At 39.4% G+C, this 26,041-nt stretch carries 25 protein-coding genes; 24 read left to right on the top strand and 1 reads right to left on the bottom strand.

Going from position 1 to position 26,041, the window contains the following annotated elements; genetic code table 11:
* Window positions 1-24 precede the first annotated feature (24 nt).
* The 19 genes from spoIIIAE to spo0A all read left to right on the top strand — a co-directional run bounded on the left by spoIIIAE (window position 25) and on the right by spo0A (window position 18,705).
* Window positions 25-1,200: a stage III sporulation protein AE gene (spoIIIAE, locus tag AWM68_RS12840; RefSeq protein ID WP_419865587.1), complete on the top strand. Its 1,176-nt coding sequence runs from the start codon at window positions 25-27 to the stop codon at window positions 1,198-1,200.
* 10 nt (window positions 1,201-1,210) lie between these two features.
* Window positions 1,211-1,837 (top strand): stage III sporulation protein AF, encoded by a 627-nt coding sequence (spoIIIAF, locus tag AWM68_RS12835; RefSeq protein ID WP_066242228.1) that lies wholly within the window; start codon window positions 1,211-1,213, stop codon window positions 1,835-1,837.
* Window positions 1,834-2,475: a stage III sporulation protein AG gene (gene spoIIIAG, locus AWM68_RS12830; RefSeq protein ID WP_066242225.1), complete on the top strand. Its 642-nt coding sequence runs from the start codon at window positions 1,834-1,836 to the stop codon at window positions 2,473-2,475. Before spoIIIAF ends, spoIIIAG begins: the two co-directional genes overlap by 4 nt.
* Before the next feature lie 4 nt (window positions 2,476-2,479).
* The gene (locus AWM68_RS12825) at window positions 2,480-2,992 is read left to right on the top strand and encodes a SpoIIIAH-like family protein (protein ID WP_066242222.1); all 513 of its coding nucleotides are present in this window, start codon (window positions 2,480-2,482) and stop codon (window positions 2,990-2,992) included.
* A 324-nt stretch (window positions 2,993-3,316) separates the two neighbouring features.
* Entirely contained in the window at window positions 3,317-3,820 is a 504-nt protein-coding gene (gene accB / locus AWM68_RS12820; RefSeq protein WP_066242219.1) for an acetyl-CoA carboxylase biotin carboxyl carrier protein, read from the top strand.
* A 12-nt stretch (window positions 3,821-3,832) separates the two neighbouring features.
* Window positions 3,833-5,191: an acetyl-CoA carboxylase biotin carboxylase subunit gene (gene accC, locus AWM68_RS12815; RefSeq protein WP_066242216.1), complete on the top strand. Its 1,359-nt coding sequence runs from the start codon at window positions 3,833-3,835 to the stop codon at window positions 5,189-5,191.
* 18 nt (window positions 5,192-5,209) lie between these two features.
* The gene (locus tag AWM68_RS12810) at window positions 5,210-5,617 is read left to right on the top strand and encodes an Asp23/Gls24 family envelope stress response protein (RefSeq protein ID WP_066242213.1); all 408 of its coding nucleotides are present in this window, start codon (window positions 5,210-5,212) and stop codon (window positions 5,615-5,617) included.
* Between the two features lie 421 nt (window positions 5,618-6,038).
* The gene (gene nusB, locus AWM68_RS12805; protein WP_066242210.1) at window positions 6,039-6,434 is read left to right on the top strand and encodes a transcription antitermination factor NusB; all 396 of its coding nucleotides are present in this window, start codon (window positions 6,039-6,041) and stop codon (window positions 6,432-6,434) included.
* A gap of 25 nt (window positions 6,435-6,459) precedes the next feature.
* Window positions 6,460-7,323 (top strand): bifunctional methylenetetrahydrofolate dehydrogenase/methenyltetrahydrofolate cyclohydrolase FolD, encoded by an 864-nt coding sequence (gene folD / locus AWM68_RS12800; RefSeq protein ID WP_066242207.1) that lies wholly within the window; start codon window positions 6,460-6,462, stop codon window positions 7,321-7,323.
* Window positions 7,323-8,684: an exodeoxyribonuclease VII large subunit gene (xseA, locus tag AWM68_RS12795; protein WP_066242202.1), complete on the top strand. Its 1,362-nt coding sequence runs from the start codon at window positions 7,323-7,325 to the stop codon at window positions 8,682-8,684. The genes folD and xseA overlap by 1 nt, the downstream gene beginning before the upstream one ends.
* Entirely contained in the window at window positions 8,677-8,916 is a 240-nt protein-coding gene (locus AWM68_RS12790; RefSeq protein WP_066242200.1) for an exodeoxyribonuclease VII small subunit, read from the top strand. Before xseA ends, AWM68_RS12790 begins: the two co-directional genes overlap by 8 nt.
* Window positions 8,913-9,794: a polyprenyl synthetase family protein gene (locus tag AWM68_RS12785; protein ID WP_231868421.1), complete on the top strand. Its 882-nt coding sequence runs from the start codon at window positions 8,913-8,915 to the stop codon at window positions 9,792-9,794. Before AWM68_RS12790 ends, AWM68_RS12785 begins: the two co-directional genes overlap by 4 nt.
* 698 nt (window positions 9,795-10,492) lie before the next feature.
* Window positions 10,493-11,089, top strand: coding sequence for a hypothetical protein (locus AWM68_RS12780; RefSeq protein ID WP_066242198.1), 597 nt, complete (start codon window positions 10,493-10,495; stop codon window positions 11,087-11,089).
* Window positions 11,090-11,109: 20 nt separating this feature from the next.
* The gene (gene dxs / locus AWM68_RS12775) at window positions 11,110-13,008 is read left to right on the top strand and encodes a 1-deoxy-D-xylulose-5-phosphate synthase (protein ID WP_066242516.1); all 1,899 of its coding nucleotides are present in this window, start codon (window positions 11,110-11,112) and stop codon (window positions 13,006-13,008) included.
* Window positions 13,005-13,823, top strand: a complete 819-nt coding sequence (locus AWM68_RS12770) for a TlyA family RNA methyltransferase (protein ID WP_066242195.1) — start codon at window positions 13,005-13,007, stop codon at window positions 13,821-13,823. The genes dxs and AWM68_RS12770 overlap by 4 nt, the downstream gene beginning before the upstream one ends.
* Window positions 13,824-14,048: 225 nt before the next feature.
* Complete coding sequence (gene ahrC, locus AWM68_RS12765) at window positions 14,049-14,498, top strand: transcriptional regulator AhrC/ArgR (RefSeq protein ID WP_066242193.1); 450 nt, start codon at window positions 14,049-14,051, stop codon at window positions 14,496-14,498.
* A gap of 24 nt (window positions 14,499-14,522) precedes the next feature.
* Complete coding sequence (recN, locus tag AWM68_RS12760) at window positions 14,523-16,220, top strand: DNA repair protein RecN (RefSeq protein WP_066242191.1); 1,698 nt, start codon at window positions 14,523-14,525, stop codon at window positions 16,218-16,220.
* A 135-nt stretch (window positions 16,221-16,355) separates the two neighbouring features.
* Complete coding sequence (spoIVB, locus tag AWM68_RS12755; RefSeq protein WP_066242188.1) at window positions 16,356-17,642, top strand: SpoIVB peptidase; 1,287 nt, start codon at window positions 16,356-16,358, stop codon at window positions 17,640-17,642.
* Between the two features lie 262 nt (window positions 17,643-17,904).
* Window positions 17,905-18,705 (top strand): sporulation transcription factor Spo0A, encoded by an 801-nt coding sequence (gene spo0A / locus AWM68_RS12750; RefSeq protein WP_066242513.1) that lies wholly within the window; start codon window positions 17,905-17,907, stop codon window positions 18,703-18,705.
* Window positions 18,706-18,833: 128 nt separating this feature from the next.
* Here spo0A and AWM68_RS12745 read toward each other — a convergent pair whose 3' ends face one another.
* Window positions 18,834-19,070: a DUF2627 domain-containing protein gene (locus AWM68_RS12745; RefSeq protein WP_066242187.1), complete on the bottom strand. Its 237-nt coding sequence runs from the start codon at window positions 19,068-19,070 to the stop codon at window positions 18,834-18,836.
* Window positions 19,071-19,224: 154 nt separating this feature from the next.
* On the opposite strand from AWM68_RS12745, the gene AWM68_RS12740 reads away from it, so the two are divergent.
* The 5 genes from AWM68_RS12740 (at window position 19,225) to lpdA (ending at window position 26,031) form a co-directional block, all read left to right on the top strand.
* On the top strand, window positions 19,225-21,291 hold the full coding sequence (locus AWM68_RS12740; protein ID WP_066242184.1) for a sigma-54 interaction domain-containing protein: 2,067 nt from the start codon (window positions 19,225-19,227) through the stop codon (window positions 21,289-21,291).
* 128 nt (window positions 21,292-21,419) lie between these two features.
* On the top strand, window positions 21,420-22,331 hold the full coding sequence (gene yqiS, locus AWM68_RS12735) for a phosphate butyryltransferase (RefSeq protein ID WP_066242181.1): 912 nt from the start codon (window positions 21,420-21,422) through the stop codon (window positions 22,329-22,331).
* A 12-nt stretch (window positions 22,332-22,343) separates the two neighbouring features.
* Complete coding sequence (gene bcd, locus AWM68_RS12730) at window positions 22,344-23,444, top strand: branched-chain amino acid dehydrogenase (RefSeq protein WP_066242179.1); 1,101 nt, start codon at window positions 22,344-22,346, stop codon at window positions 23,442-23,444.
* Between the two features lie 27 nt (window positions 23,445-23,471).
* Window positions 23,472-24,584 (top strand): butyrate kinase, encoded by a 1,113-nt coding sequence (gene buk, locus AWM68_RS12725; RefSeq protein ID WP_066242176.1) that lies wholly within the window; start codon window positions 23,472-23,474, stop codon window positions 24,582-24,584.
* Window positions 24,585-24,609: 25 nt separating this feature from the next.
* Entirely contained in the window at window positions 24,610-26,031 is a 1,422-nt protein-coding gene (lpdA, locus tag AWM68_RS12720) for a dihydrolipoyl dehydrogenase (RefSeq protein WP_066242173.1), read from the top strand.
* The last annotated feature ends 10 nt before the right edge of the window (window positions 26,032-26,041 follow it).

Below are 26,041 nucleotides of genomic sequence, written 5' to 3'. Positions count from 1 at the left end.
AAGCAGGTTGTAAAGATGCAGACAATGTTGATGCGGACAAGTCTAATTATGCTAGTATTCTTCTCTTTTATACTATTTTGTGACTCAAAATCTGCATCTGCGAGCTCCATTACTTCAAAAATGGTAGAACATCAAGTCTCATCTATGAAGCTTGATGAAATTAAACAATATTGGGATAGCATCTCTAGTGAATATGGTGGTTTTTTGCCAGAAAGTCAAAAAGGTACGTTTCTTGAATTTGTAAAAGGAGAAAAGGATTTCTCGCTAAAAGGATATTTGCTTGGCCTTTTGAAATTTATGTTTCATGAGCTGGCCGTTCACGGGAAATTGTTAGGAACCTTAATATTGTTAACCGTTTTCAGTATGCTCTTGCAATCGATACAAAATGCATTTGATCGTTCTGCGATCTCAAAAGTGGCCTATGGCATTGTCTATATGGTTTTGATCATTTTAGCACTGAATAGTTTTCACGTTGCGATTTCTTACGCAACAGATGCAATCGATAATATGCTTAGTTTTATGATTGCGCTCATTCCGCTGCTTCTTGCTTTGATGGCAACAGTAGGAAGTCTCGCTTCAGTCGCATTCTTTCATCCAGTCATTTTATTTTTAGTCAACACAAGCGGGCTCTTGATTAAAAACTTTGTGCTCCCCCTTCTATTTTTATCGGCCTTATTAAGTATTGTTTCTACCATGTCTGAACATCACAAAGTAACCCAGCTGGCAAAATTATTAAGAAATATTAGCATGGGTGCACTTGCTTTTTTTTTCACAGTCTTCCTCGGTGTGATGAGTGTACAAGGAGCTACAGCAGCAGTAGCTGATGGAATTACGATTAAGACGGCAAAGTTTATTACAGGAAATTTCATACCGGTCGTAGGACGTATGTTTACAGATGCAACGGACACAGTGATGAGTGCATCAATCTTGCTCAAAAATTCTGTTGGTATAATTGGAGCTCTTTTATTGCTTTTATTAGCTATCTTCCCAGCCATCAAAGTACTTATTCTCGCTTTCATATACAGCATGGCAGCTGCCCTATTACAGCCTTTAGGGGGTGGGCCTATCGTAGAATCGCTTGGTATTATCGGCAAAAGTGTCATGTTTATCTTTGCAGCACTTATGACGGTCTCGATCATGTTCTTTCTAGCAATTACGATTATTATTGCAGCCGGCAATGTAACGCTGATGGTTCGATAGGAGGTGAATGATGGCATTTTTAACAGAGTGGGTCACTAATATTATTATTCTTGTCTTATTAGCGGGCGTCATTGAACTCTTATTGCCTGGCAACCAGTTTCAGAGCTACATCAAAATGGTCGTAGGACTTCTCATACTACTTGCTATGCTTTCACCCTTATTCAAACTGATAAACTCTGATTTAGATCAAGTCTTCCTTGCTATGGATGTACCGGCCGCTGCAAAAGAAAATGAAATAAAAAATTCAATAGAAGAGAATAAAAGTGAAATACAATCCGCACAACGTGCATATATATTAGAGCAAATGGCTGTCCCAATGAAAAAACAAGTTCAGGAGGAGCTGAAAAAGACGTATGAATTAGAAATTGTCGATCTTCAAATCCAAACGGAAATGGGTACAGAGCCGTTAAAACCTGAAGATATTACGGGTGCAAAAGTGGTACTGGCCAAACATCATGAACAAGCGAAAATCTCAGATGTTTCAGAAGTAGAAGTTAGTATCGCTCATTCACAAAAACAAGAAGAGCGTGAACTTAAAGTTCCTAATGAGATCGTGTATTTCTTGGCCAGCCAGTGGCAGCTAGATTCACAGCAAGTTGAGGTGCAAATGGAAGGGGGAGAGGAGTTATCCCAATGAAACATTCATTTTGGGAACAGATAAAAAAACGGCTGCAGCTTAGTGATAAAGCAGGGAATAAACAAAAGTACTTACTTGTATTACTTCTATTGGGAATTTCTCTTATGTTTATAAGTAAAATGATAGACTCCCCTGCTCAAAAAAGCGCATTAAATGGAATAGGTATGGAAACAGAACCGAAATCTCAAGCAGTTTTTAAACAAGCCAAAGAAGTGACAGATAAGAATATTAAGACATACGAAGATCGGTATTCCAACGAGCTAAAAGATTTATTAGAACAGATGCAAGGTGTAGGAAAAGTTTCTGTCTGGGTTGAGCTTTCCACAACAGAGAAAAAAGAGTTTGTAACAGATGACAGCACACAAAGTCAAACTACCTTAGAGAACGATAAAAATGGAGGCACCAGAACAATAGAAGATCAAAAGATAGATGAAAAAGTCGTTATCATTTCAAACGATGGAAGAGAAGAGCCGATAATCGTGACAACAGAAAAACCTAAGATAAAAGGAGTGGCTGTTTTAGCACAAGGTGCCGAGAGCATCCAGACAAAGGCGATGATTATCGAGCTTGTTAAAAAAATCTTTGATATTGGAAGTGACCAGATTTTTGTAGGACCAAAAAATCCTGAGGGGGAATAAACAAATGTTATTGAAAAAACAAACGGTTTGGCTTTTAACCATGCTTAGCTTGATTATTGTTTTATCTGTCTATTATATTACAGCTCCTGGTGGAACAGATGACCTAGCTTATCTAGAAGCAGGCAAGAAATCAGGTAAAGATGCGACAGTTTCAGGTGTAGCGAATGATGATTTGTTTACAGCACTTCGTCTAGAACGAGATGAAGTTCGCGATGAGATGAGTGCAGATTATGTAGCAGTTGCAGGGTCTGAGGATGCATCAGCAGAAGTCCAAGCAGATGCTTGGGCGAAAATGACAGAGCTTCAGTCACTCACTATGCAAGAATCAACAGTAGAGACTTTAATCAAGTCGATGGGCTTTGATGATGCACTTGTCAGCACGATGAACAATCAGATTAAAGTAATCGTTAAAGCTGATAAACTATCCAAAAAAGAAGTTGTAGAGATTATGAACGTAGCTAATGAACATTTAGGCAGCAGCAAGACTGTAGCCGTTGAATACCACGCATCTAAATAAACGATGAAAACGAAAAGAGAAAAAAGCCGAGAAAATCTCCGGCTTTTTTTATTTTTACTGATTTTCATGATATATTTTATAAAAACCTAAAAGTTTAACTGGTTTGCACTTGATTGTGACAGGTAATGATAGGAATAATGAACAACACATGTCGCAAACGCTTACATTATGAATAAGAATCGTGTACTATAAACTTGTACTTGATTCAAAGGTATCCATGTAATAAGAAATATGGTATATTACTTGTGTTAAGACCTAGTCACAATAGAAGGTGCTAACTAAAAATCTAAACTGGATAGGATTGTTAAAAGGAGTAGAGATCTCATGCTAAAAATACAAGAAATCCGTGAACTGATTAAGCTAATTGACAAATCAAGCATTAACGAATTTAAATACGAAAATGACGGATCTAAAATCGTCCTTAAAAAGAACGATGGAGCAGCAGTTTCTTATCAAGCAGAGGAAGTACAAGCTCAGCCTGTAGTAACTCAAGCACCACCTGTGAGAGAACAAGTTCCGGCAGCAGAACCGGTTAAACAAAATACGGAAGTAAAGCAAGAAACAAAGGCTGCTGACGATGATGCTAATCTACATAAAGTCGTTTCACCTATGGTTGGTACGTTTTATGCTGCGTCTTCACCAGATGAGGAAGCTTTTGTTAAACCAGGAGATCAAGTCTCAAAAGACAGCATTGTTTGTATTATCGAAGCGATGAAACTTTTTAACGAAATCGAATCTGAAGTGAATGGTGAGATTGTTAAAGTATTAGTTGAAAACGGACAATTAGTAGAATACGGACAACCTCTGTTCCTTGTGAAAGCAGAATAGGAGGGTATGTCTATGATTAAAAAGCTATTAGTAGCAAACCGTGGTGAAATTGCAGTACGGATTATTCGAGCGTGCAAAGAACTTGGTGTTGAAACAGTAGCCGTTTATTCAGAAGCTGACAAAGATGCCTTGCATGTCCGATTGGCAGATGAGGCTTATTGTATCGGACCGACTGCTTCAAAAGACAGCTACTTAAACTTCACAAACATTATGAGTGTTGCGACACTAACCGGTTCAGAGGCCATCCATCCTGGGTACGGATTTTTGGCTGAGAATGCTGACTTTGCAGAACTTTGCAGAGAATGCAATGTGACTTTTGTAGGTCCAAGTTCTGAAGCGATCAACAAAATGGGTATCAAAGATGTTGCCAGGGCAACAATGGCCGATGCAGGAGTTCCTATCGTACCGGGTTCTAACGGGATCATCAAGGACAAGGAAGAAGCAATTGAACTCAGCAATGAAATTGGATATCCTGTAATTATTAAAGCAACAGCAGGCGGTGGAGGCAAAGGAATCCGTGTAGCAAAAAATGAAACAGAGCTTCTAAAGGGCATCGCTATTACTCAGCAAGAAGCAGCAACTGCCTTCGGGAACCCTGGTGTTTATATTGAAAAATACATTGAAGACTTCCGTCATGTAGAAATACAGGTTCTTGCAGATAATTATGGGAATGTTATTCACTTAGGAGAAAGAGATTGCAGTATCCAAAGACGTCTTCAAAAGCTCCTTGAGGAGACGCCTTCTCCAGCCATTTCCCCATCCAAACGCCAAGAAATGGGAGATGCAGCAGTCAAAGCTGCTGAAGCTGTTCAATACTCTGGCGCAGGTACGGTTGAATTTATATTTGACCACAATACAGGTGAGTTTTATTTTATGGAGATGAATACACGCATCCAAGTAGAACACCCTGTAACAGAGATGGTTACAGGTATCGATCTTATTAAAGAGCAGATTAAAGTAGCTTCTGGTGAAAGATTAAGATACAAACAGGAAGACATCGAGTTTAATGGATGGTCGATTGAGTGCAGAATAAATGCTGAGAATCCTGAAAAGAACTTTATGCCTTCAGCCGGAAAGATCGAAATGTATCTTCCTCCAGGCGGCCTGGGTGTTAGGGTTGATTCCGCTGTATATCCTGGCTATACAATTCCACCGTTTTACGATTCTATGATCGCTAAAGTAATCACATATGGAAATACAAGACAAGAAGCGGTAGACCGCATGAAACGTGCATTAAGTGAATTTGTTATTGAAGGAGTTCATACGACCATTCCATTCCACCTGCGTCTGTTAAACCATGAGACTTTTGTGAATGGTGACTTTAATACAAAGTTTTTGGAAAATCATGATTTAACTTCAAAAAGCGAATAAGTACGGAGGTGTTAAAAGATGAATGAACTATCATTTGAAATGGAAAGTTACTCATCAGAATTAGGGAAAGTAGAGATCTCACCTGAAGTCATCGAAGTCATTGCGAGTATTGCAGCTTCAGATGTTGAAGGTGTGGCCTCCATGAGAGGAAGCTTTGCAAGCGGAGTTGTAGAGCGCCTTGGAAAGAAAACACACGGAAAAGGTGTGAAAGTTGAACTTTCTGAAACAGGTATTTCAATTGATGTCTATGTATCTATGAAATACGGCGTTGCCATTCCAGACGTTGCTCAAAAAATTCAAGACTACATCAGACAAGCTTTATTAGATATGACAGCTTTAGAAGCTACTGATATTAATGTATTTGTAGTGGGCGTTCAGTTTGATTCAAAAGAAAAACAGAATGAAGCACCAGAAGTAGATTATTAAAAAGATCAAAGGGTGAGGTGAGTAACCTTCCCTTTGATCTTTTTAATTTGGTTTTTTTCTAGGGATCGTCGTTTATTTTTTTATTCTCTTCCCATGCAAGTTGATTGGAGCGGAAGGTAGGAGACTCTCGGCTAGGACAGGCGGGCAGGTGAGACACTTAAGAGTGAAACGTACAAATGTGGCTCACCGCCTGCCCCGCGGAAAGCGAGTACCTGTAACGGAGATCAACTACTCAAGGGTTTACAAAGGGTTACTAAAAAAAAGTCTTAAGCTTCTAATCTCAATTTATTTAAAAGTCGAGTGGTGAAAAAACTGAATGTTCGGAAGGGTTTGTAAGTCCATTGTTCGGATTGTAACCACTCCTCACAATATGGTATTATGCTAGATAGAAATTGTTCGCAAATAGAAAGGAAGTCGGATTATGAAACGCAGACTTGCCAGAGAAAAGGCATTTCAATCGCTTTTTCAAATTGAAGTGAGTGACATATCAGTTAATGAAGCTATGGAGCATGTATTAGATGGAGAGCCATCTGATGAATTCTTAACAAAAATGGTTCATGGTACGGTAGAAAATAAAGAGGAAATCGAGCGTTTTCTAACGCCTTACCTTGAAAAATGGAGTTTTTCAAGAATAGCAAATGTAGAGCGTGTTGTTCTGCAAATGGCAGCGTACGAATGGCTCTATATGAAGGAAGTCCCTAAGAACGTAACGTTGAATGAAGCGATTGAAACAGCTAAGATCTTTGGCGGTGAAGAAGCTGGACGTTTCGTAAACGGTGTCCTAGGAAAAATAGTTAAAGATCTTAATAATAATTAATAACTACTTTTGAGGGGGATTTAGAATGGCTGTGTTAGACGGAAAACAAATTGCGAGAGAGATTAGAGAACAACTTGCAAAAGAGATCCAAGACCTAAAACAAGAAGGAACTACTCCAGGTTTAGCTGTTATTCTAGTAGGCGATCACCCAGCGTCTCGTTCATATGTACTTGCAAAAGAAAGAACGTGTAAAGAGCTCGGAATGCACTCTGTATTATCTGAACTTCCTGAATCTATTTCTGAAGAAGAATTATTGGAATACATTCAAACGTTTAACAATGATGAGCAAATTGACGGGATCCTTGTACAGCTCCCCCTGCCTTCACATATTAATGAATCAAAAGTAATTGAAACCATCTTGCCTGAAAAAGATGTAGACGGTTTTCATCCGATTAATATCGGCCGAATGCATGCCGGTGACGATCACGCGTTTATTCCATGTACACCACTAGGTATTTTAGAGATGGTAAAACAAACAGGAGAAGAAATTTCTGGCAAGCATGTAGTCGTTGTAGGAAGAAGCAACCTTGTTGGAAAACCTGCAGGACAACTGTTTTTACAAGAAAATGCGACTGTAACGTTTTGTCACTCAAGAACAAAAAACCTTCGTGAACAAACATTGCAAGCAGATATTTTAATCGCTGCAGTAGGAAAACCAAACCTAATTACAGAAGATATGGTAAAAGCAGGTGCGGTTGTTATTGATGTAGGCGTGAATCGCAAGGAAAATGGGAAATTGTGTGGAGATGTTGACTATGAAGCCGTTAAACCAAAAGCAAAACATATCACACCAGTTCCAGGAGGCGTCGGTCCTATGACGATCACGATGCTGATGAATAATACGGTCCTTGCTTCAAAATGGAGAAAGAAGTTAAAGGAAGTTCTTTAATGCAAAACAACAATCGGTATGTCCCAATATCGGCTGTAACCCGGTATATAAAGCGATTATTTGAAAATGACGGTAATCTGCAAGACGTTTGGGTAAAAGGTGAATTATCAAATGTTAAACTGCATAGCAGAGGGCATTTGTATTTTACGTTAAAAGATGCAAACAGCAGAGTTTCAGCGGTTATGTTTGCTGGCAATAACAGATATTTGAACTTTAGACCTGAGGAAGGCATGAGTGTTTTGATTCAAGGATCTTTCTCGGTGTATGAACCACAGGGGCAATATCAGCTTTATGTGAAAACGATGCAGCAAGACGGAGTTGGCAACTTGTTTCAAGCTTATGAGAATTTAAAATTCAAGCTCGAACAAGAAGGACTGTTTGATTCATCACAAAAAAAGCCGCTTCCTAAGTTTCCATCAGGAGTTGGTGTAATCACTTCTCCGACAGGTGCTGCTGTTAGGGATATTGCTACAACGATCAAACGCCGTTTTCCTTTAGCTGCTATTACCTTATATCCTGTTCTTGTTCAGGGTCCAGGTGCCGCTTCAGCTATTTCGCGTGCGATCGAACAAGCTAATGAGGAAAAGAAAGCGGATCTCCTCATTGTCGGACGCGGCGGCGGATCAATCGAAGAATTATGGGCTTTTAACGAAGAGATCGTTGCTCGAGCCATTTTTTCTTCTAAGTTGCCTGTCATTTCTGCAGTTGGACATGAAACGGATTTTACAATATCTGATTTCGTTGCAGATCTAAGAGCGCCTACTCCAACAGCGGCAGCTGAGATGGCCGTACCTCACTTAGATGAACTTAGTGACAGGCTTTTTCAAAGAAACGTGAGGCTTAAAAGAGTGATGAACGAATATTTGGCAGGGCATCAACAGCATTTGTCCCGCCTGCAAAAATCGTATGCATTCAAATACCCAACTCAGCTTGTAAAACAAAATGAGCAGGAACTTGATAGAAACTTGGATAAATTAAAAAGAACAGTTGAAAGTTTCGTTGATCAGCACCAAAACCAGCTGATACAAATGAAGCGTCAACTATCATTGTTTTCACCTGCAGGACAGCTTCAAAAAGCGAACGAACGAGTTGTTTCTTTACATAAGTTATTGATAAAAGAGACGAACCGCCATATTAGGCAGCACCAAAAAGAATTCACTACTAAGATATCAAGGCTATCATCTCTAAATCCACTTGCTATTATGGAGAGGGGATATAGCTTGACGTATAAACAAGGAAAGAAAGAGCTCGTTAAGTCTGTTAAACAAGTAAAAGCAGGGGATGCGTTAACGATAAAGTTAAAAGATGGGCAAATCGATTGTCACATCACGGGAACGGAGGCGTCTTTAACGAATGAGTGAAAAAGCGGGCAAACTTACATTTGAAGAAGCGATGGTACAGCTTGAAGAAATCGTTGAAAAGCTTGAACAGGGTGATGTACCGTTAGAAGAAAGCATTAATTTGTATCAGCAAGGCATGAAGCTTTCAAAGTTATGTCATACAAAGCTGAAAAATGTTGAGAAGAAAATGGATACGATCATGCATGAAGATGGAAGAGAAGAACCTTTTGTGATTCAGGAGGAAGGTCATTGATAGCGTTCGAACAATATCTTCGTGATAAAAAGAAATTGGTTGAGAACCAGATGGCCGACTATTTAAATCAGCTTCATGCTCCTGCAACCCTCAAGAAATCCATGTTATATTCTATCTCAGCTGGAGGCAAAAGGATCAGACCTATTCTGGCGCTGGCAGTCATGGAATCTTTTGAAAAAGATCCTCTTCAATTTTTAGATGCTGTATGTGCCATAGAATTTGTGCACACATATTCATTGATACACGATGATCTCCCCTCGATGGATAATGATGATTACAGAAGAGGGAAGCTCACTAGCCATAAAGTGTTTGGAGAAGCTCAAGCGATTCTTGCGGGAGATGCTCTTTTAACGGAAAGCTTCAACTTGATTACAAATAACACGGTACTGACTCCAGAACAAAAGGTGAAGATGATTTCGGTTCTTTCAAAGGCTGCAGGAGCAACTGGAATGGTTGGCGGTCAAGTTGAGGATCTCGAGGGAGAAAATAAAGATCTTACTTTACAAGAGCTGGAAAGCATCCATGAGAAAAAGACGGGTAAAATGCTAGAGTGCTCAGTTTTATTCGGCGGGATTGCGTCGGAAACTTCAGATGTTGATCTTATACACTTGCAAAGTTATGCGCGTCATATCGGAATCGCATTTCAGATTCAGGATGACATACTCGATGTAACGGGGAATCAAGATGATTTAGGTAAACCCGTCGGAAGTGATGAAGCCAATTTAAAAACAACATATCCTAAAATTCTAGGTCTTGATGGAGCCAAGAAAGAAATGGAAAAACATATACATATTTCTTTGGAACATTTAGACAAAACCAACGGAAATACAGGCATATTAGCGTCCATTGCTAACTACATTATAAAAAGAAACCACTAATAGATTGTTGAGCAATTGGAAGTGTGATATGATATTATTTGCTTTGGAGTGGTGCAGTATTCTAGTCAGCCCCCCGTTCCTGAAGGCGGGCCTAAAAATCCGCCAAAGGGCACATCGATGAAGTTCCTTGTATTGGCTTGAGGCGCCCAGCCTTGGGTCAACGCTGGGAGTTAAGGTTGAAGGGCGATCCACAATGGCATGTGGGCGATGACCCTTCTTCCGCGGAGGCCCCCATATTTGCGGTTTGTGTTCAAAAGACCTTACTGCGAAATGGGGTTTGAACCTGCTTTGCCGCTTTTCTTGATTTTCAGGAAAAGTGAAGGCGAGCAGCGTAGCCTGCCTTGAGTGGAGCTTGAGGGGATTATGGTGTGAAAAGCCTGTATCGGTTGGCCGCTGATTATGAGCTTTATACCATATGAAATCTTCTCTGCAAAAGAGGCTAGGGAATGTGCGCGAGGCTGTTGAGGAAAACTCCTAGACTGTTCTAATCTGACACCTTTTAGGGATTATAGTGCGGACTAAGTGGTAATCTAGTCTAACGTTTGGCGACAGCGTTAAGAAGAGAGTAAAGGGAAACCGCGAATATGGCGACATTTCGTACTCTTCTGGGAAAACCTACTGGACCTAAGCCGCAGTTTTTACTTAATTAGGTGACCACTCCCTATTACATAAAGTGACCAAAATGAGAGGAGTTATGCATGAAGCATTCCTTTTCTAAAACACTCAAATGGAGTACAAGCATTGCCGTTATCACTCTTGTGTTAGCGGCTATTTTTACAGTTGTATCCTCCTTTTTATTAAACGGAGTTTCTTGGGCTATCGGTATGGGAATCGTCTTTTTGATCGTTTTAACAGGCGTATTCTTTGATATCGTAGGTGTTGCTTCAACAGCAGCGAAAGAAGTTCCATTTCATGCGATGGCATCAGAAAGGGTTCCTGGTGCAAGACATGCTATAATTATTACAAGAAACGCGGATCGTGTAGCGAATTTTTGTAATGATGTAATAGGAGACATCTCCGGTATTGTAAGCGGAACAGCTTCTGCTGCAGTAGTAGTAGAACTGACACTCTCTATGGGGAATCAATCAGGGACGAACTTAGAGTATCTGATCTCGATTATCTTCACGAGTGTAGTAGCTGCTCTTACTGTCGGAGGCAAAGCTCTCGGAAAATCATATGCGATCAACCACTCAACCTTTATTATTTTTCAGGTTGGGCGTTTATTATATTTTTTAGAGGAAAAATTAAGAATTAAACTGCTATCGCCTGCAAAAAAAGAGAAGAAAAGGCGTTAATGGAAAGAGAGGCATATTCCATGAACCTGGAAGATATTCAAGATCCTCATTTTTTAAAAACTTATGAGACGGCACAATTAAATCAATTAGCTAGTGAAATCCGTTCTTTTCTGATTGAAAAACTTTCAGTTAGAGGTGGCCATTTAGGTCCTAATTTAGGTGTAGTAGAACTCACACTTGCTATGCATAAAGTTTTTGACAGTCCGAAAGACAAATTTATTTGGGATGTAGGGCACCAGGCATATGTTCATAAAATCCTTACAGGAAGAGCATCAAAATTTGATACACTTCGTCAACACAAAGGACTATGCGGATTTCCTAAAAGGATAGAGAGTGAGCATGATGTATGGGAAACTGGCCATAGCTCGACGTCACTATCAGCTGCTATGGGAATGGCAATAGCACGAGATTTGAAAAAAACGGATGATAAAGTGATAGCTGTTATCGGTGATGGCGCGTTAACAGGCGGAATGGCTTTAGAAGCGCTTAATCATATCGGTCACGAAAAGAAAGATCTAATCGTCATCCTTAACGATAACGAGATGTCTATTGCACCGAATGTAGGGGCTCTTCATAATGTTCTTGGGCGTATGAGAACTGCTAGAAAGTACAACAAAGCAAAAGATGAGTTAGAGTCACTCATTCGTAAAATTCCTGCATTTGGCGGAAAGTTAGCTGCCACTGCAGAACGTGTAAAAGACAGTTTGAAATATTTATTAGTATCTGGCATGTTCTTTGAAGAACTAGGATACACGTACTTAGGTCCTGTTGACGGTCATGATGTGGAAGACCTAATCGAGAATTTAAGTTATGCAAAGAAAACAAATGGTCCTGTAATCGTTCATGTCCTTACTAAAAAAGGCAAAGGATACGAACCTGCAGAAAGTGATAAAAAAGACAGCTGGCACGGTGTAGGTCCTTATAAGATTGAATCGGGCGAACAAATTAAACCACAGCAGCAAGGCCCATCATACAGTGGTGTAGTAAGCAAAACTTTGGAAAAATTATCTCATAAAGATGACAGAATCGCCGTGATTACCCCTGCTATGACGATCGGATCAAAGCTTGTGGATTATGGAAAAGCTTTTCCTGATCGGTTGTTTGATGTTGGAATTGCTGAACAGCATGCAACAACGATGGCAGCAGGTCTTGCTACACAAAACATGAAGCCGGTGCTTTCCATTTATTCTACTTTCCTTCAGCGTGGATATGACCAAGTGGTTCATGACGTTGCGAGACAGAACTTGAATGTTGTTTTTACAATCGATAGATCTGGATTAGTGGGTGCAGATGGAGAGACCCATCAAGGTGTGTTTGATATTGCATTTTTGCGTCATATTCCGAACATGGTATTGATGATGGGGAAAGATGAAAACGAGCTACAGCATATGGTACATTCAGCTCTTCAATATGATGACGGACCTATTGCGATCAGATTTCCTAGAGGAAACGGATCAGGAGTTCCGATGGATGAAGAGTTTGAAAATATTCCAATTGGATCATGGGAAGTTCTTAAAGAAGGAGACGATGTTGCGATCCTTACTTTCGGAACAACGATTCCTATGGCGATCGAGGCTTGGGAAATCCTTGCCAAGTCAGGAATATCTGCACGTGTAATCAACGCGCGCTTCATTAAGCCTTTAGATTCTAAAATGCTGAACGAACTTTATGCACAAAACATGCCGATTCTTACATTAGAAGAGTCAGTTCTTCAAGGCGGGTTTGGAAGTGCCGTTTTAGAACATGCCGCTGATCACCATGCTAATGTAATCGTTGACAGAATGGGGATACCGGATTGTTTTATTGAGCATGGAAGTGTTACAAAGCTTTTAGAAGAAATTGGAATCACTACACCTGACTTAGTTAACCGCGTTAAAGCGCTTGTTAAAAGAAAGGCAGAAAAGGGTCTTCTTACATGAAAAAAGAACGTGTAGATGTTTTGCTTGTTACCCGGGGACTTTGTGAAACAAGAGAAAAAGCTAAAAGATCTGTTATGGCAGGTCTTGTGTATTCAGGAACGAACCGGTTGGATAAGCCAGGAGAAAAAATTGAACAAGATGCACCCTTACAAGTTAAAGGTGATGTAATTCCATATGTCGGAAGAGGCGGACTTAAGCTTGAGAAGGCACTAAACGTTTTTTCTTTTGACGTGAAAGATAAAATAGGGATGGATATTGGTGCATCAACAGGTGGTTTTACTGATTGTGCTCTTCAAAACGGAGCAACCTATATTTATGCAATTGATGTAGGCTACAATCAGTTGGCTTGGAAGCTTAGAAATGATTCTAGAGTAGCTGTAATGGAACGAACAAATTTTCGATATGTGACTCCAGATCAACTAGAGAATGGGGTACCGGATTTTGCGACGATTGACGTATCGTTTATATCGCTGCGGATCATACTTCCTGTTCTTGTTGAATTAATGCCTGAAGGCGAAGTAATCGCATTAATTAAGCCTCAGTTTGAAGCTGGGCGAGAAGAAGTAGGAAAGAAAGGAATCGTCAGAGATTCAAATGTTCATGCAAGGGTTATCGAAGAGATCGTTGATTTTGCCCGTAAAACAGGCATAAATCCAGTGGACCTATGTTTTTCACCAATAACAGGGGGAGATGGGAACATTGAATTCTTGCTACATGGAAAAGTGAATAATACGGATTCTTTGAGCATAACTTCAAAAAAAATTAATGAGGTTGTTAAGGAAGCTCATCAAACATTAAAGAAAGAGCGGGAATGATTTTCCGCTCTTTTTTGGTTGTATTGAAAGTATCGGTCTTGAGAGTCGTCACTTATTTTCAGGTAAAACCTACGCATTTCATTCCGTAAAACATACCAATAGCCACAAAAGTAATAATCTTTTTATGAATGTCTATTTTTCTCATTCATGAAAAATTTACATCCTATCCACAATAGTATAAGATAAAGTCAGAATGTGACAGTGTAAATTGAGGTGGAATTGCCAGTGAATAAAGGACAACGACATATTAAAATACGTGAAATGATTAGCAATCATGATATTGAAACACAAGATGACTTAGTTGAACTTCTTAAAAATGCAAACTTTAATGTGACACAAGCAACGGTTTCACGTGATATCAAAGAATTGCATCTTGTGAAAGTGCCTATGAACGACGGACGTTACAAATACAGCCTTCCTGCTGATCAGAGGTTCAATCCTCTTCAAAAGTTAAAAAGAACACTTACGGACAGCTTTATAAGCATTGATTATGCAGATCATCTAATTATTATGAAGACCTTGCCGGGTAATGCAAATGCAATTGGTGCATTGATTGATAAGTTGGATTGGGAAGATTTAATGGGAACGATATGCGGGGATGATACGATCTTGATTATTTGTCGTTCTAAAGATAGCAGTGCAGATGTTTCGCAGCGCTTTTTAGATATGCTGTAATTTCTATAGTAAGGTGTGATGTAGTTGCTAGCAGAATTAAGTATACGTAATTTTGCTATTATTGATTCCTTAAGTGTTTCTTTTAAAAAAGGACTGACCGTCTTAACTGGTGAAACAGGCGCGGGCAAATCGATCATCATCGATGCAATCGGACTTTTAATTGGAGGAAGAGGCTCTACTGAGTTCGTTCGGTATGGTACTCAAAAAGCTGAGATCGAAGGATTGTTTCATATACATCCAGGACATCGTGTGTACGATAAATGCGAAGAATTCGGAATTTCAGTTTCAGAAGATGATGAAATGGTGGTTCTTAAAAGAGATATAACGGAAAACGGCAAAAGCATTTGCAGGGTTAACGGGAAGCTAGTTACACTTTCCGTCCTTAAAGAGATCGGACAGGCATTAGTAGATATCCACGGCCAGCATGAAACTCAGTATCTCATGCAGCCGGATAAACATCTTTTTCTGCTCGACAGTTTTGGAGACAAGGATTTTAGCAAAGAATTAAGTGTTTACGAAAATTCATTTAAAGAGTATAAAGACATTAACAAGCAACTGTCAGAACTATCGAGAAACGAACAAGAGATTGCTCAAAGAATCGATTTATTGCAATATCAATTTGAAGAGATATCTGGTGCTAATTTAATTCCAGATGAAGACATCAAACTTGAAGAAGAAAAGAATATGCTGTCAAACTTTGAGAAGATTCACGGTGCACTCCGTGATGCTTATCACAATCTATACGGTGAAGGAAAAGCACTCGAGTTGATTTCTAGTGCCTTGGCCGATTTTTCTCAAGTAGCAGCACTAGATGAATCGTTAAAAAGTGATGAGGAGCAATTTGGCAGCAGCTTCTATGTTCTCGAAGAACTCACTTATAAAATACGCGATATGTTTGATTCATTGGAGTATAATCCTGAAAGGCTTAACAGCATTGAATCGCGTCTGGATGAAATAAGCAGACTTAAACGCAAGTATGGATCTTCAGTGAAAGAAATTATAAGCTATGGAGAAAAGATAAAAAAAGAACTAGAACTCATTCAAAATAAAGATAATCATATTGAGGCATTAAAAAAGAAACAAGATAAGATTATTTCTAAATTAGAGATATCGGGTAAAAAGCTTACGAAAAAACGAACAGAAACGGCAAAAACCTTAAAAAATGCCATACAGCAGCAGCTAAAAGAGCTGTATATGGAAAAAACAAAGTTTGAAGTCGTTATGAAACGAACAGAAGAAAGCCAATTTCTAAAAACAGGTTTGGATTCAGTAGAATTTTATATTTCTCCGAATCCAGGTGAACCGCTTAAACCATTATCTAAAGTTGCTTCAGGCGGGGAATTGTCAAGGATCATATTAGCCCTAAAAACGATTTTCTCTGAAAACCAGGGAATCACTGCCATTATTTTTGATGAAGTGGATACAGGTGTCTCAGGACGAGTCGCCCAAGCAATAGCTGAAAAAATCTACCGTGTTTCTGTAGGTTCACAAGTGCTTTGTATCAGCCACCTTCCCCAGGTTGCTGCAATGTCAGATACTCATCTGCACATTTCAAAAGATACCTTGCAAGGAAGAACAGTTACAAAGGTGCTTACATTAAAAACAGATGAAAAAGTAAATGAAATTGGCAGAATGATATCAGGCGTAGAAATTACGGATTTGACCAAACAGCATGCTAAAGAACTTTTGGAGCTTGCAGAGTCCATTAAAAAGTCATCATAGAACTTTATTCATGAAAAAGCTATCCATTTAAGGAATAGCTTTTTCTTTTTTCTCGGTTATAAACTCATGGTCCATAGGCTAAATTAAAGGTACAGCCATGGTGAGGGTGTGAGCTAGGAGCGAGGAGAGTGTATGATGTATAAGGATTTACTGCGGCGAACGATCGGCGTTATTCTCCTTGGAAGTTTAGTGGGAATCGGTTTTTTGTCTCCTGTGCGTGAATATGTAACAATGCCTAAATCGATTACCTTTTTTGAAGGACAAAATGTATTACAAGCTCTTCCTGCGGGTACAACGATTCAACAGGAAGAAACGAATATTTATACTACTGCAATGGAAAGCCAAAAAGTCGTTGAGATACAAGCCAAAACAAACGGTGATAGCATGGCAACTCTTGAAGCAGGAAGTTTTCCTATAAAGAAGATGAATGTAAAAGTATTGTCTGATTTAAAGGTTGTACCAGGCGGACAATCCATAGGTGTTAAACTGAATACACTAGGAGTCCTTATCGTTGGGCATCATTTAGTTAATACGAATGCAGGAAAACAATCTCCCGGTGAAATTGCCGATATTCAGGTAGGAGATATTATTACCAAAATCAACGGAAAAAATATTAAGAAAATGGGTGATGTCAGCCCATTCGTCAAAGAATCTGGGGAGTCTCAAAAGCCGTTAGATGTAACGATAATAAGAGACGGCAAAACACTTCATAAATCACTTAATCCTCTGCAGGACAAAAACGATCAGTCTTATCGAATCGGATTATATATTCGAGATTCAGCAGCAGGAGTTGGAACGTTAACTTTTTATGATCCTGCATCATTCAAATATGGTGCATTAGGCCATGTTATTTCTGATATGGATACGAAAAAGCCGATAAAGGTAAATAACGGTGAAATCTTAGGATCTACGGTAACTTCAATTGAAAAAGGTTCAAACGGACATCCTGGAGAAAAATTAGCGCGTTTCTCAAATGACCAAAGAATTTTGGGGAGTATATCCAAAAACAGCCCCTTTGGTATATTTGGAAAATTAAATGACAAGTTATCCAACGGCGACTGGAACAAGCCGTTGCCAATCGCTCTTTCTGATCAAGTAAAAGAAGGTCCGGCAAAAATACTGACTGTGGTTGACGGATCTAAGGTGCGTGAATTTAACGTAGATGTTGTAAGCTCTGTTCCGCAAAAGTTTCCAGCTACTAAAGGGATGGTTATAAAGATAACAGATCCCGAGCTGTTAAAAATAACAGGGGGAATCGTTCAGGGTATGAGCGGTAGCCCGATTATCCAAAATGGCAGAATTATCGGTGCCGTAACACATGTTTTTGTAAATGACCCAACATCAGGTTATGGTGTCCATATTGAATGGATGCTTGATGAAGCAGGAATCAATATTTATAAGGAAACAAAACAGGCGAGTTAATTTTACTTGCCTGTTTTTTTAGATAATTTAGACAATCTCGTAAAAATTTTGTATAATATATTTTATAAAGAAAATTCGACATCGACACATCTTTATATACAATAACTGTCGAAATTCAAAGTAAATTGAAGAAAACAGCTTTATTTTCTACGAAAACAAAATAATTTTAAAAAATTTAAAACAAAATAAAGGGATTTAACATTTATTGTTGAAATGTTACATTGGGAAAAACAAGAAATTGTTGGATGGGGAGGAAATAATGGTGCAAAAAATTAAAGTTTGTCTAGCTGATGATAATCGTGAGTTAATTAGTCTATTGAGGGAATATCTTTCAAGTCAAGATGATATGGAGGTAATTGGGGTTGCCTATAACGGACAAGAATGTCTATCCGTTTTAGAAAATAAAAATCCTGATGTATTAGTTCTTGATATTATTATGCCGCATTTAGATGGGTTAGCTGTACTTGACAAGATCAGATCAAGTGATGACTTGCCTCAACCGAATGTAATCATGTTGACGGCATTTGGACAGGAAGATGTGACGAAAAAGGCGGTAGACTTAGGTGCATCCTACTTTATCTTAAAACCATTTGATATGGACAATCTAGCGAGTCAGATTCGACAAATTTGCGGATCTGAAAAATCAACTGTCCAACGCGCATCCAGCAATATTCGAAACAATTTCCAATCAACGGTCAATAAACCTCGCAACCTTGATGCAAGCATAACGAGCATCATTCACGAAATTGGGGTTCCTGCCCATATTAAAGGGTATATGTACTTAAGAGAAGCCATTTCAATGGTCTACAATGATATAGAGCTGTTAGGGTCTATAACAAAAGTTTTATATCCTGATATTGCAAAAAAATTCAACACCACTTCAAGCCGTGTTGAACGTGCGATCCGCCATGCAATCGAAGTAGCATGGAGCCGTGGAAACATTGACAGCATCTCTTCGCTATTCGGCTATACCGTTTCCATGTCAAAAGCGAAGCCAACAAATTCAGAGTTCATCGCGATGGTCGCGGATAAGCTTCGTATCGAACATAAAGCTATGGCCTAATACTTACCCAATTAAATAGCAATGAATGAACACCTTTACTTTTATTGTTTATCAATTAAAGTCGAAGGTGTTTTTGTTGTGAATGTGTATAGTAATAAAAAAAAACCAGCTTCCTTGTTGGACTCTGGTCATTTTTTTCTGTACTTTAGTTGAACTTTATTCCTTTTTCGATCTCTGTAGAAGATGAACCCTCCTACAAAAGCTAATCCCGTAATAAAACTTATAAACCCTGCGATAAATTGCAGCCATAAAACGGGGAAAGGCGTCTGTAGTACCCCAAATAAAGTATCTCTCATCCATTTAATGCCCATCACGGCCATGATTCCAGGGATTAAAACAATTACTAATGCTGCGTATCTACTCATGAAGATCGCCACTCCTTTTCATTACTTATTGTACATAAACTTCAAATTCTTGTCGACGTTATTAAGGTTTGCAAACCCTTTCATGCTAAGGTATGATAATAATGTGAAAAAAATTGCACATGTTACAATTTGAAGGAAAATGGAGGGATAATTGTTGCAAAGGGTTGTATTAGTGACAGAGCACGATGACGGGCTTCAGATTATTGCTCAAATGAATAAATCTCAGGTGTTCGAACTTGTAGGCGTTATGCAAGATCATCATCACCCGACGTCATCATTATTTGAGAATATCCCTGTATTTACACATTCTTCTCCGCCAGATGTGCATGTTGACCTAATCATTTATTCTCCTTCCTATAAAGAAAGCGCAAATCGTTTATTGGAGGACAAGTATACGTCCGCAGGAAAAATACCTGTAATCCAATTTGGGAGTTTGTTGACACGTTTAAACGATAATAAAACTCCTTTGAAGGATTTAAGTCATCTGCAGCAGCTTAGAAGTATTTTAGATAATACGCATGATGGCATGATTGTAATCGATCAACATTTAATGATTACCATCTTTAATAAAAGTGCTGAAAAAATGACAGGCATAACAAAAGATGATGCTGTAGGAAAGTCAGTTCTTGAAGTGATGCCTAACAGCCAGCTCCCAAGAGTAATGGATTCTGGAATAGAAGAAGTAAATCAGGAACAAATGTTAGCAAACGGAACAAAAATTTACACAACAAGAACACCGCTCCTAAGCCATGAAGGAAGAAAACTTGGCGCTTTTGCTGTTTTTAAAGATATCACTGAAATTGTGGATTTGGCAGAAGAAGTAACAAATCTAAAAAGTATACAAAGTATGCTAAGATCCATTATTCAATCTTCAGAAGAAGCGATATCCGTAGTGGATGAAGAAGGAAAAGGGATTATGATCAATCCTGCTTATACAAAACTTACAGGCTATACGGCAGAGCAAGTGATTGGCAAGCCTGCTACAACTGATATTTCTGAAGGTGAAAGTATTCATATGCAAGTCCTTAAAACAAGGAAACCTGTAAGAGGAGCTCGATTGCGAGTGGGACCAAACAGGAAAGATGTCATTGTAAATGTTGCACCCGTAATTGTTGATGGTCTTCTAAAGGGAAGCGTAGGAGTCATCCATGATGTTTCAGAAATAAAGGGGCTTACTGAAGAGCTTAATCGAGCAAGGCAGATTATTCGGACGTTAGAAGCGAAATATTCATTTGAAGATATAATTGGCGAGTCTGAAGAAATGAATTTTGCGGTGGATCAGGCAAAACTTGCAGCATCAACTCCAGCCACTGTATTGCTTCGAGGTGAATCCGGAACAGGTAAAGAACTCTTTGCTCATGCCATACATAACGCGAGCAGCAGAAAATTCAACAAGTTTGTCCGAGTAAATTGTGCAGCTCTTTCAGAATCTCTATTAGAAAGTGAACTTTTTGGCTATGAGGAAGGAGCATTTTCTGGCGCGCTTAGAGGCGGAAAGAGAGGATTGTTTGAGGAAGCGAACGGTGGAAGTATCTTTCTAGATGAAGTTGGTGAGTTATCGCAAAACACTCAAGCCAAACTGCTGCGTGTTCTGCAAGAGAACGAAATCAGGCGCGTAGGGGGAACTAAAGCCATTCCGATCAATGTCCGTGTGATTGCGGCAACAAATGTCAATCTCGAAAAAATGATCGCAGATGGTACATTCAGGCAGGATCTGTATTATAGGCTAAATAGAATGCCGATCTATATTCCGCCGCTAAGAGCGAGAAACCATGATATTATCCTGCTTGCTAATCATCTTCTGCAAAAGCTAAATCAAGATTACGGAAGAAACATAGATGTTATCAGTAGAGATGCAGAGCAATTCTTATTAGCCTATCATTGGCCGGGAAATGTTAGGGAACTGGAGAATGTGTTAGGTAGGGCCATTATCCATATGAGTCATACGGATTCCAAGATCGATAGAAGTCATATCTCCTTATTATCACTTGAGCAGACAAAGGCTAAATCTGAAGCGGCTGCAAATGAACTGTTTGTTTTGGGAGAAGAAACAAAAACACTTGCTCAACAAATTGATGAGTTTGAAAAAAATATTTTAACAGAAGCTATAAAGAGATTCCATGGCAACAAGACTAAAACCGCTAAGTCGCTTGGTATTTCTTTGCGTAACTTCTATTATAAATTAGAAAAATATGGCCTTGATGAAAAACCACGCAAATAATTTCATGCAATAAATTGCATGAACCGTGCAAGGAAATGCAAAGTTTATTCGATTGAATACTGAAATTGACTTAAAAAAGTTGGCATGAAAATTGCAATATCTATACGTGGCATACAAGGGGGGATTGCATGCGTTTGCAAAACTTGGTGAGCGAAGCCAAAAAACAGCAAGTAAAACCAATCATCGCGGTGGCAGAAGCTGGCGATCAAGAGGTTTTGGAAAGCGTACTGAAAGCATATAAAGAGGGGTTAGCCCATTTTATTTTGTTTGGAAACGGTCACATCATATCAGAATGGCTAAGTAGAAATGCGGATGAACCTTTTGATGGGATCGAAGTTGTTTCAACAGACACAGCCTCCGCCGCATTTAAAGCGGTAAAAGCTGTGCATGATGGGGATGCTGATATTCTCATGAAGGGACTTGTTTCAACCTCTGCACTCTTAAAAGCGGTCCTTAATAAAGAAATCGGTCTTAGAACAGGAAAGGTTTTATCTCATGTAGCTGCATTTGAAGTGGAAGGATTTGAAAAACTAATCTTCATTACGGACGCTGCTATGAACATTGAACCAGATCTTAATCAAAAAGCTCAAATTCTGCAAAATGCTATAGACTTTGCTATACAAACGGGTGTTAAAGAACCAAAAGCTGCAGTACTGGCAGCAGTGGAAACTGTTAATCCAGCGATGCAGGCTACTTTAGATGCTGCAAGCCTTTCTGTAATGGGCTTTAGGGAGCAAATAAGGGGCGGAATTGTTGAAGGACCATTAGCACTTGATAATGCTATTTCTAAGGAAGCAGCAGAACACAAAGGAATTACAGGCAAAGTTGCAGGAGACGCAGATATACTTCTCGTTCCAAACATTGAAACTGGAAACGTACTCTATAAGTCCCTGATCTATTTTGCTCGGGCAAAAGTTGGAGCTGTCATTTGCGGTGCAAAAGCGCCAATCGTTCTTACTTCAAGAGCAGATTCGGCTGAAAGCAAATATTATTCGATCGCTTTAGCTGTTAAATCTGTCATCACTGATAATCAACTTTAGGAGGAAAACAAAATGGAAATTTTTAAATATATGGAAACTTACGATTATGAACAAATGGTAATCTGCCAAGATAAACAATCTGGTTTAAAAGCAATCATTTGTATCCACGATACAACCCTTGGACCTGCACTGGGTGGAACAAGAATGTGGACATATGAAACAGAAGATGCAGCAATTGAAGATGCTCTAAGACTAGCAAGAGGAATGACGTATAAAAACGCAGCTGCTGGATTAAACCTTGGCGGTGGAAAAACAGTGATTATCGGTGATCCGAAAAAAGATAAGAACGAAGAAATGTTCAGAGCTTTCGGACGCTATATCCAAGGATTAAACGGACGCTATATTACAGCTGAAGACGTTGGTACAACGGTTGAAGATATGGATCTTATCTACCAAGAAACTCCATTTGTTACAGGTGTATCTCCAGCGTTCGGTTCTAGTGGCAATCCATCTCCTGTAACAGCATACGGTGTATACCGCGGTATGAAGGCAGCAGCTATGGAAGCGTTTGGTACGGATTCTTTAGAAGGAAAAGTGATTGCAGTCCAAGGTGTTGGTCACGTTGCCTACACACTTTGTAAACACCTTCACGAAGAAGGAGCTTCACTGATTGTTACAGATATTAACAAAGATGCAGTTCAGCGTGCGGTTGAAGATTTTGGTGCAAAAGCGGTAGAAATTGACGAGATCTATAGTGTGGATTGTGACATTTTTGCTCCATGTGCACTAGGTGCCATTATCAACGATGACACGATTTCTAAAATTAAAGCAAAAGTGGTAGCAGGTGCTGCAAATAACCAGCTTAAAGAAACTCGTCACGGAGATGCTCTTCACGAAATGGGTATTGTTTATGCTCCTGACTATGTTATTAACGCTGGAGGGGTAATTAACGTTGCGGATGAACTTAACGGATATAACCGTGACCGTGCGATGAAGAAAGTTGAAACGATTTATGACAACATCGCGAGTGTAATCGAAATCTCTAAACGAGATAATATTCCAACATACCTTGCAGCAGACCGTCTTGCTGAAGAGCGTATCGAACGCATGAGAAAATCAAGAAGTCAGTTTTTATTGAACGAAAGACACATTTTGTCTAACCGTACTCGCTAAGAGTTCATATCAATGGAGGTTTGAAACGTGCATCAAAAAGAATTTCGCATACTAGTGATTAATCCGGGCTCAACCTCTACCAAGATTGGTATATTCGACAACGAACGGCCTGTATTTGAAAAAACGATACGTCATGAAACAGAAACAATCCATCAGTTTGAGTCTGTCATTGATCAATATTCATTTAGAAAAGAAACCATTTTAGAAGCATTGGACTATGAAGGAATCAATATTTCAAAGTTAAGCTGTGTAGTTGGCCGCGGCGGTTTATTAAAACCAATCGAAGGTGGAACATACAGCGTTAATGAACCAATGTTAGAGGATTTAAAAACAGGTTACGCAGGTGAACATGCCTCTAATTTAGGTGGTATTCTTGCTTTTGAAATAGCAGAAGGGCTGAATATTCCTTCTTTCATCGTAGACCCGGTCGTTGTGGATGAAATGGATGAGATTGCTCGAATCTCAGGTGTTCCCGAAATAGAAAGAAAAAGTATATTTCATGCACTAAATCAGAAGGCTGTAGCAAGACGTGTTGCCAAGATGCTAGATAAATCCTATGAATCCCTCCGCCTAATCGTTGTTCACATGGGCGGAGGTATCACAGTAGGGATCCACAAAGATGGACGAGTGATCGATGTTAACAATGGACTTCATGGTGAAGGGCCTTTTTCACCAGAGCGGGCGGGTACCGTTCCAATTGGAGACCTTGTATCTTTGTGCTTCTCTGGTGAATATTACGCAGATGAGGTAATGAAAAAACTTGTTGGCCAAGGTGGACTTGTTGCCTATTTAGGAACAAACGATGCAAGAACAGTAGAAGAAAAAATTGAGAACGGTGATAAAAAAGCAGCACTCATTTATGATGCAATGGCTTACCAAGTTGCAAAAGAAATCGGTTCTGCCAGCACTGTTTTGCATGGACAAGTTGACGCGATTATTCTTACGGGTGGCCTTGCTTTTGGCAAGGAATTTGTTAAGAAGATAACAGATCGAGTTGAATGGATCTCTGACTGTATCATTCAACCAGGGGAGAATGAGCTTCAAGCGTTAGCAGAAGGTGGTCTTCGTGTATTAAGAGAAGAAGAAACAGCAAAGGTTTACCCGGGAGTAAAGACGATTGCTAGAGTGCCACTGGATTAAAAGACAGCAAAAGGAGATATGAGCGATGTCAAAAGATTTTGATTTGGTCATATTGGGCGGAGGAACAGGCGGCTATGTTGCCGCCATCCGAGCTGCTCAATTAGGAAAAACCGTAGCAGTTGTTGAAAAAGGAAAACTCGGAGGCACTTGCTTACATAGAGGGTGTATACCTAGTAAGGCATTATTAAGAAGTGCTGAAGTTTATAAAACGGCTAAAAAAGCTGCCGACTTTGGTGTGGAAATAGAAGGATTAGGTTTAAACTTTTCTAAGATGCAGGAACGCAAACAATCTATCGTAAACCAGCTTCACATGGGTGTACAAAGTTTGATGAAAAAAGGCAAGATTGAAGTTTACGAAGGTACAGGCAGAATTCTTGGACCATCGATTTTTTCTCCGATGCCTGGTACGATTTCCGTTGAGTTTAATGATGGAACAGAAAATGAAATTTTAATTCCGCAAAACGTGATCATTGCAACAGGTTCAAGACCTCGGTCACTTCCAGGTTTAGAAATTGACGGTAATTATGTTATGTCAAGTGATGAAGCGCTTGAAATGGAAGCATTACCGGCATCTATCATCATTGTTGGCGGCGGTGTTATCGGAATTGAGTGGGCATCCATGCTAAATGATCTTGGAGTCGAAGTTACCGTATTAGAATATGCAGACCGCATTGTTCCTACTGAAGACGAAGAGATCTCAAAAGAAGCGGCACGTGTTTTAAAGAAAAAAGGGATCAAACTCGTAACCAGCGCAAAAGTGCTTCCTGATTCGTTAGAAAAAGGTAACGGGGTTATGATTTCGGCCGAACATAAAGGTGAAACGAAACAATTCAGTGCTGAGAAGATGCTTGTATCTGTAGGACGTATGGCAAACACTGAAGGCATTGGAATTGAAAACACGGTCATTAAAGTTGAAAACGGATACATTCAAACGAACGAATTTTACCAGACTGCAGAAAGTCATATTTATGCAATTGGTGACGTGATTGGCGGACTTCAGCTTGCACATGTTGCTTCGCACGAAGGCATTACAGCTGTAGAGCACCTCTCTAACCTTAAACCTGAACCGATCAACTACGACAATATTTCTAAGTGCATCTATTCAAGTCCAGAGATGGCAAGTGTTGGTCTTACTGAAAAACAAGCGAAAGAACAAGGATATAATGTTAAAGTAGGAAAATTTCCATTTAAAGCAATCGGAAAAGCACTTGTGTATGGTGAAAGTGATGGATTTGTGAAGATTGTTGCTAATAAAGACAATGATGACCTTTTAGGTGTTCATATGATCGGTCCGCACGTAACAGATATGATTTCAGAAGCAGGATTAGCTAAGGTGCTTGATGCAACACCATGGGAGATCGCACACACGATTCATCCGCATCCATCACTCTCTGAAGTATATGGTGAAGCAGCATTAGCTGTTGAAGGAAAAGCGATTCATTTCTAAGGAGGTAAAA

The organism is Fictibacillus phosphorivorans (assembly GCF_001619875.1).
GTDB lineage: Bacteria > Bacillota > Bacilli > Bacillales > Fictibacillaceae > Fictibacillus > Fictibacillus phosphorivorans_B.
Note: the sequence above shows the minus strand (reverse complement) of the source record. Positions and strands in the feature narration are given on the sequence as shown.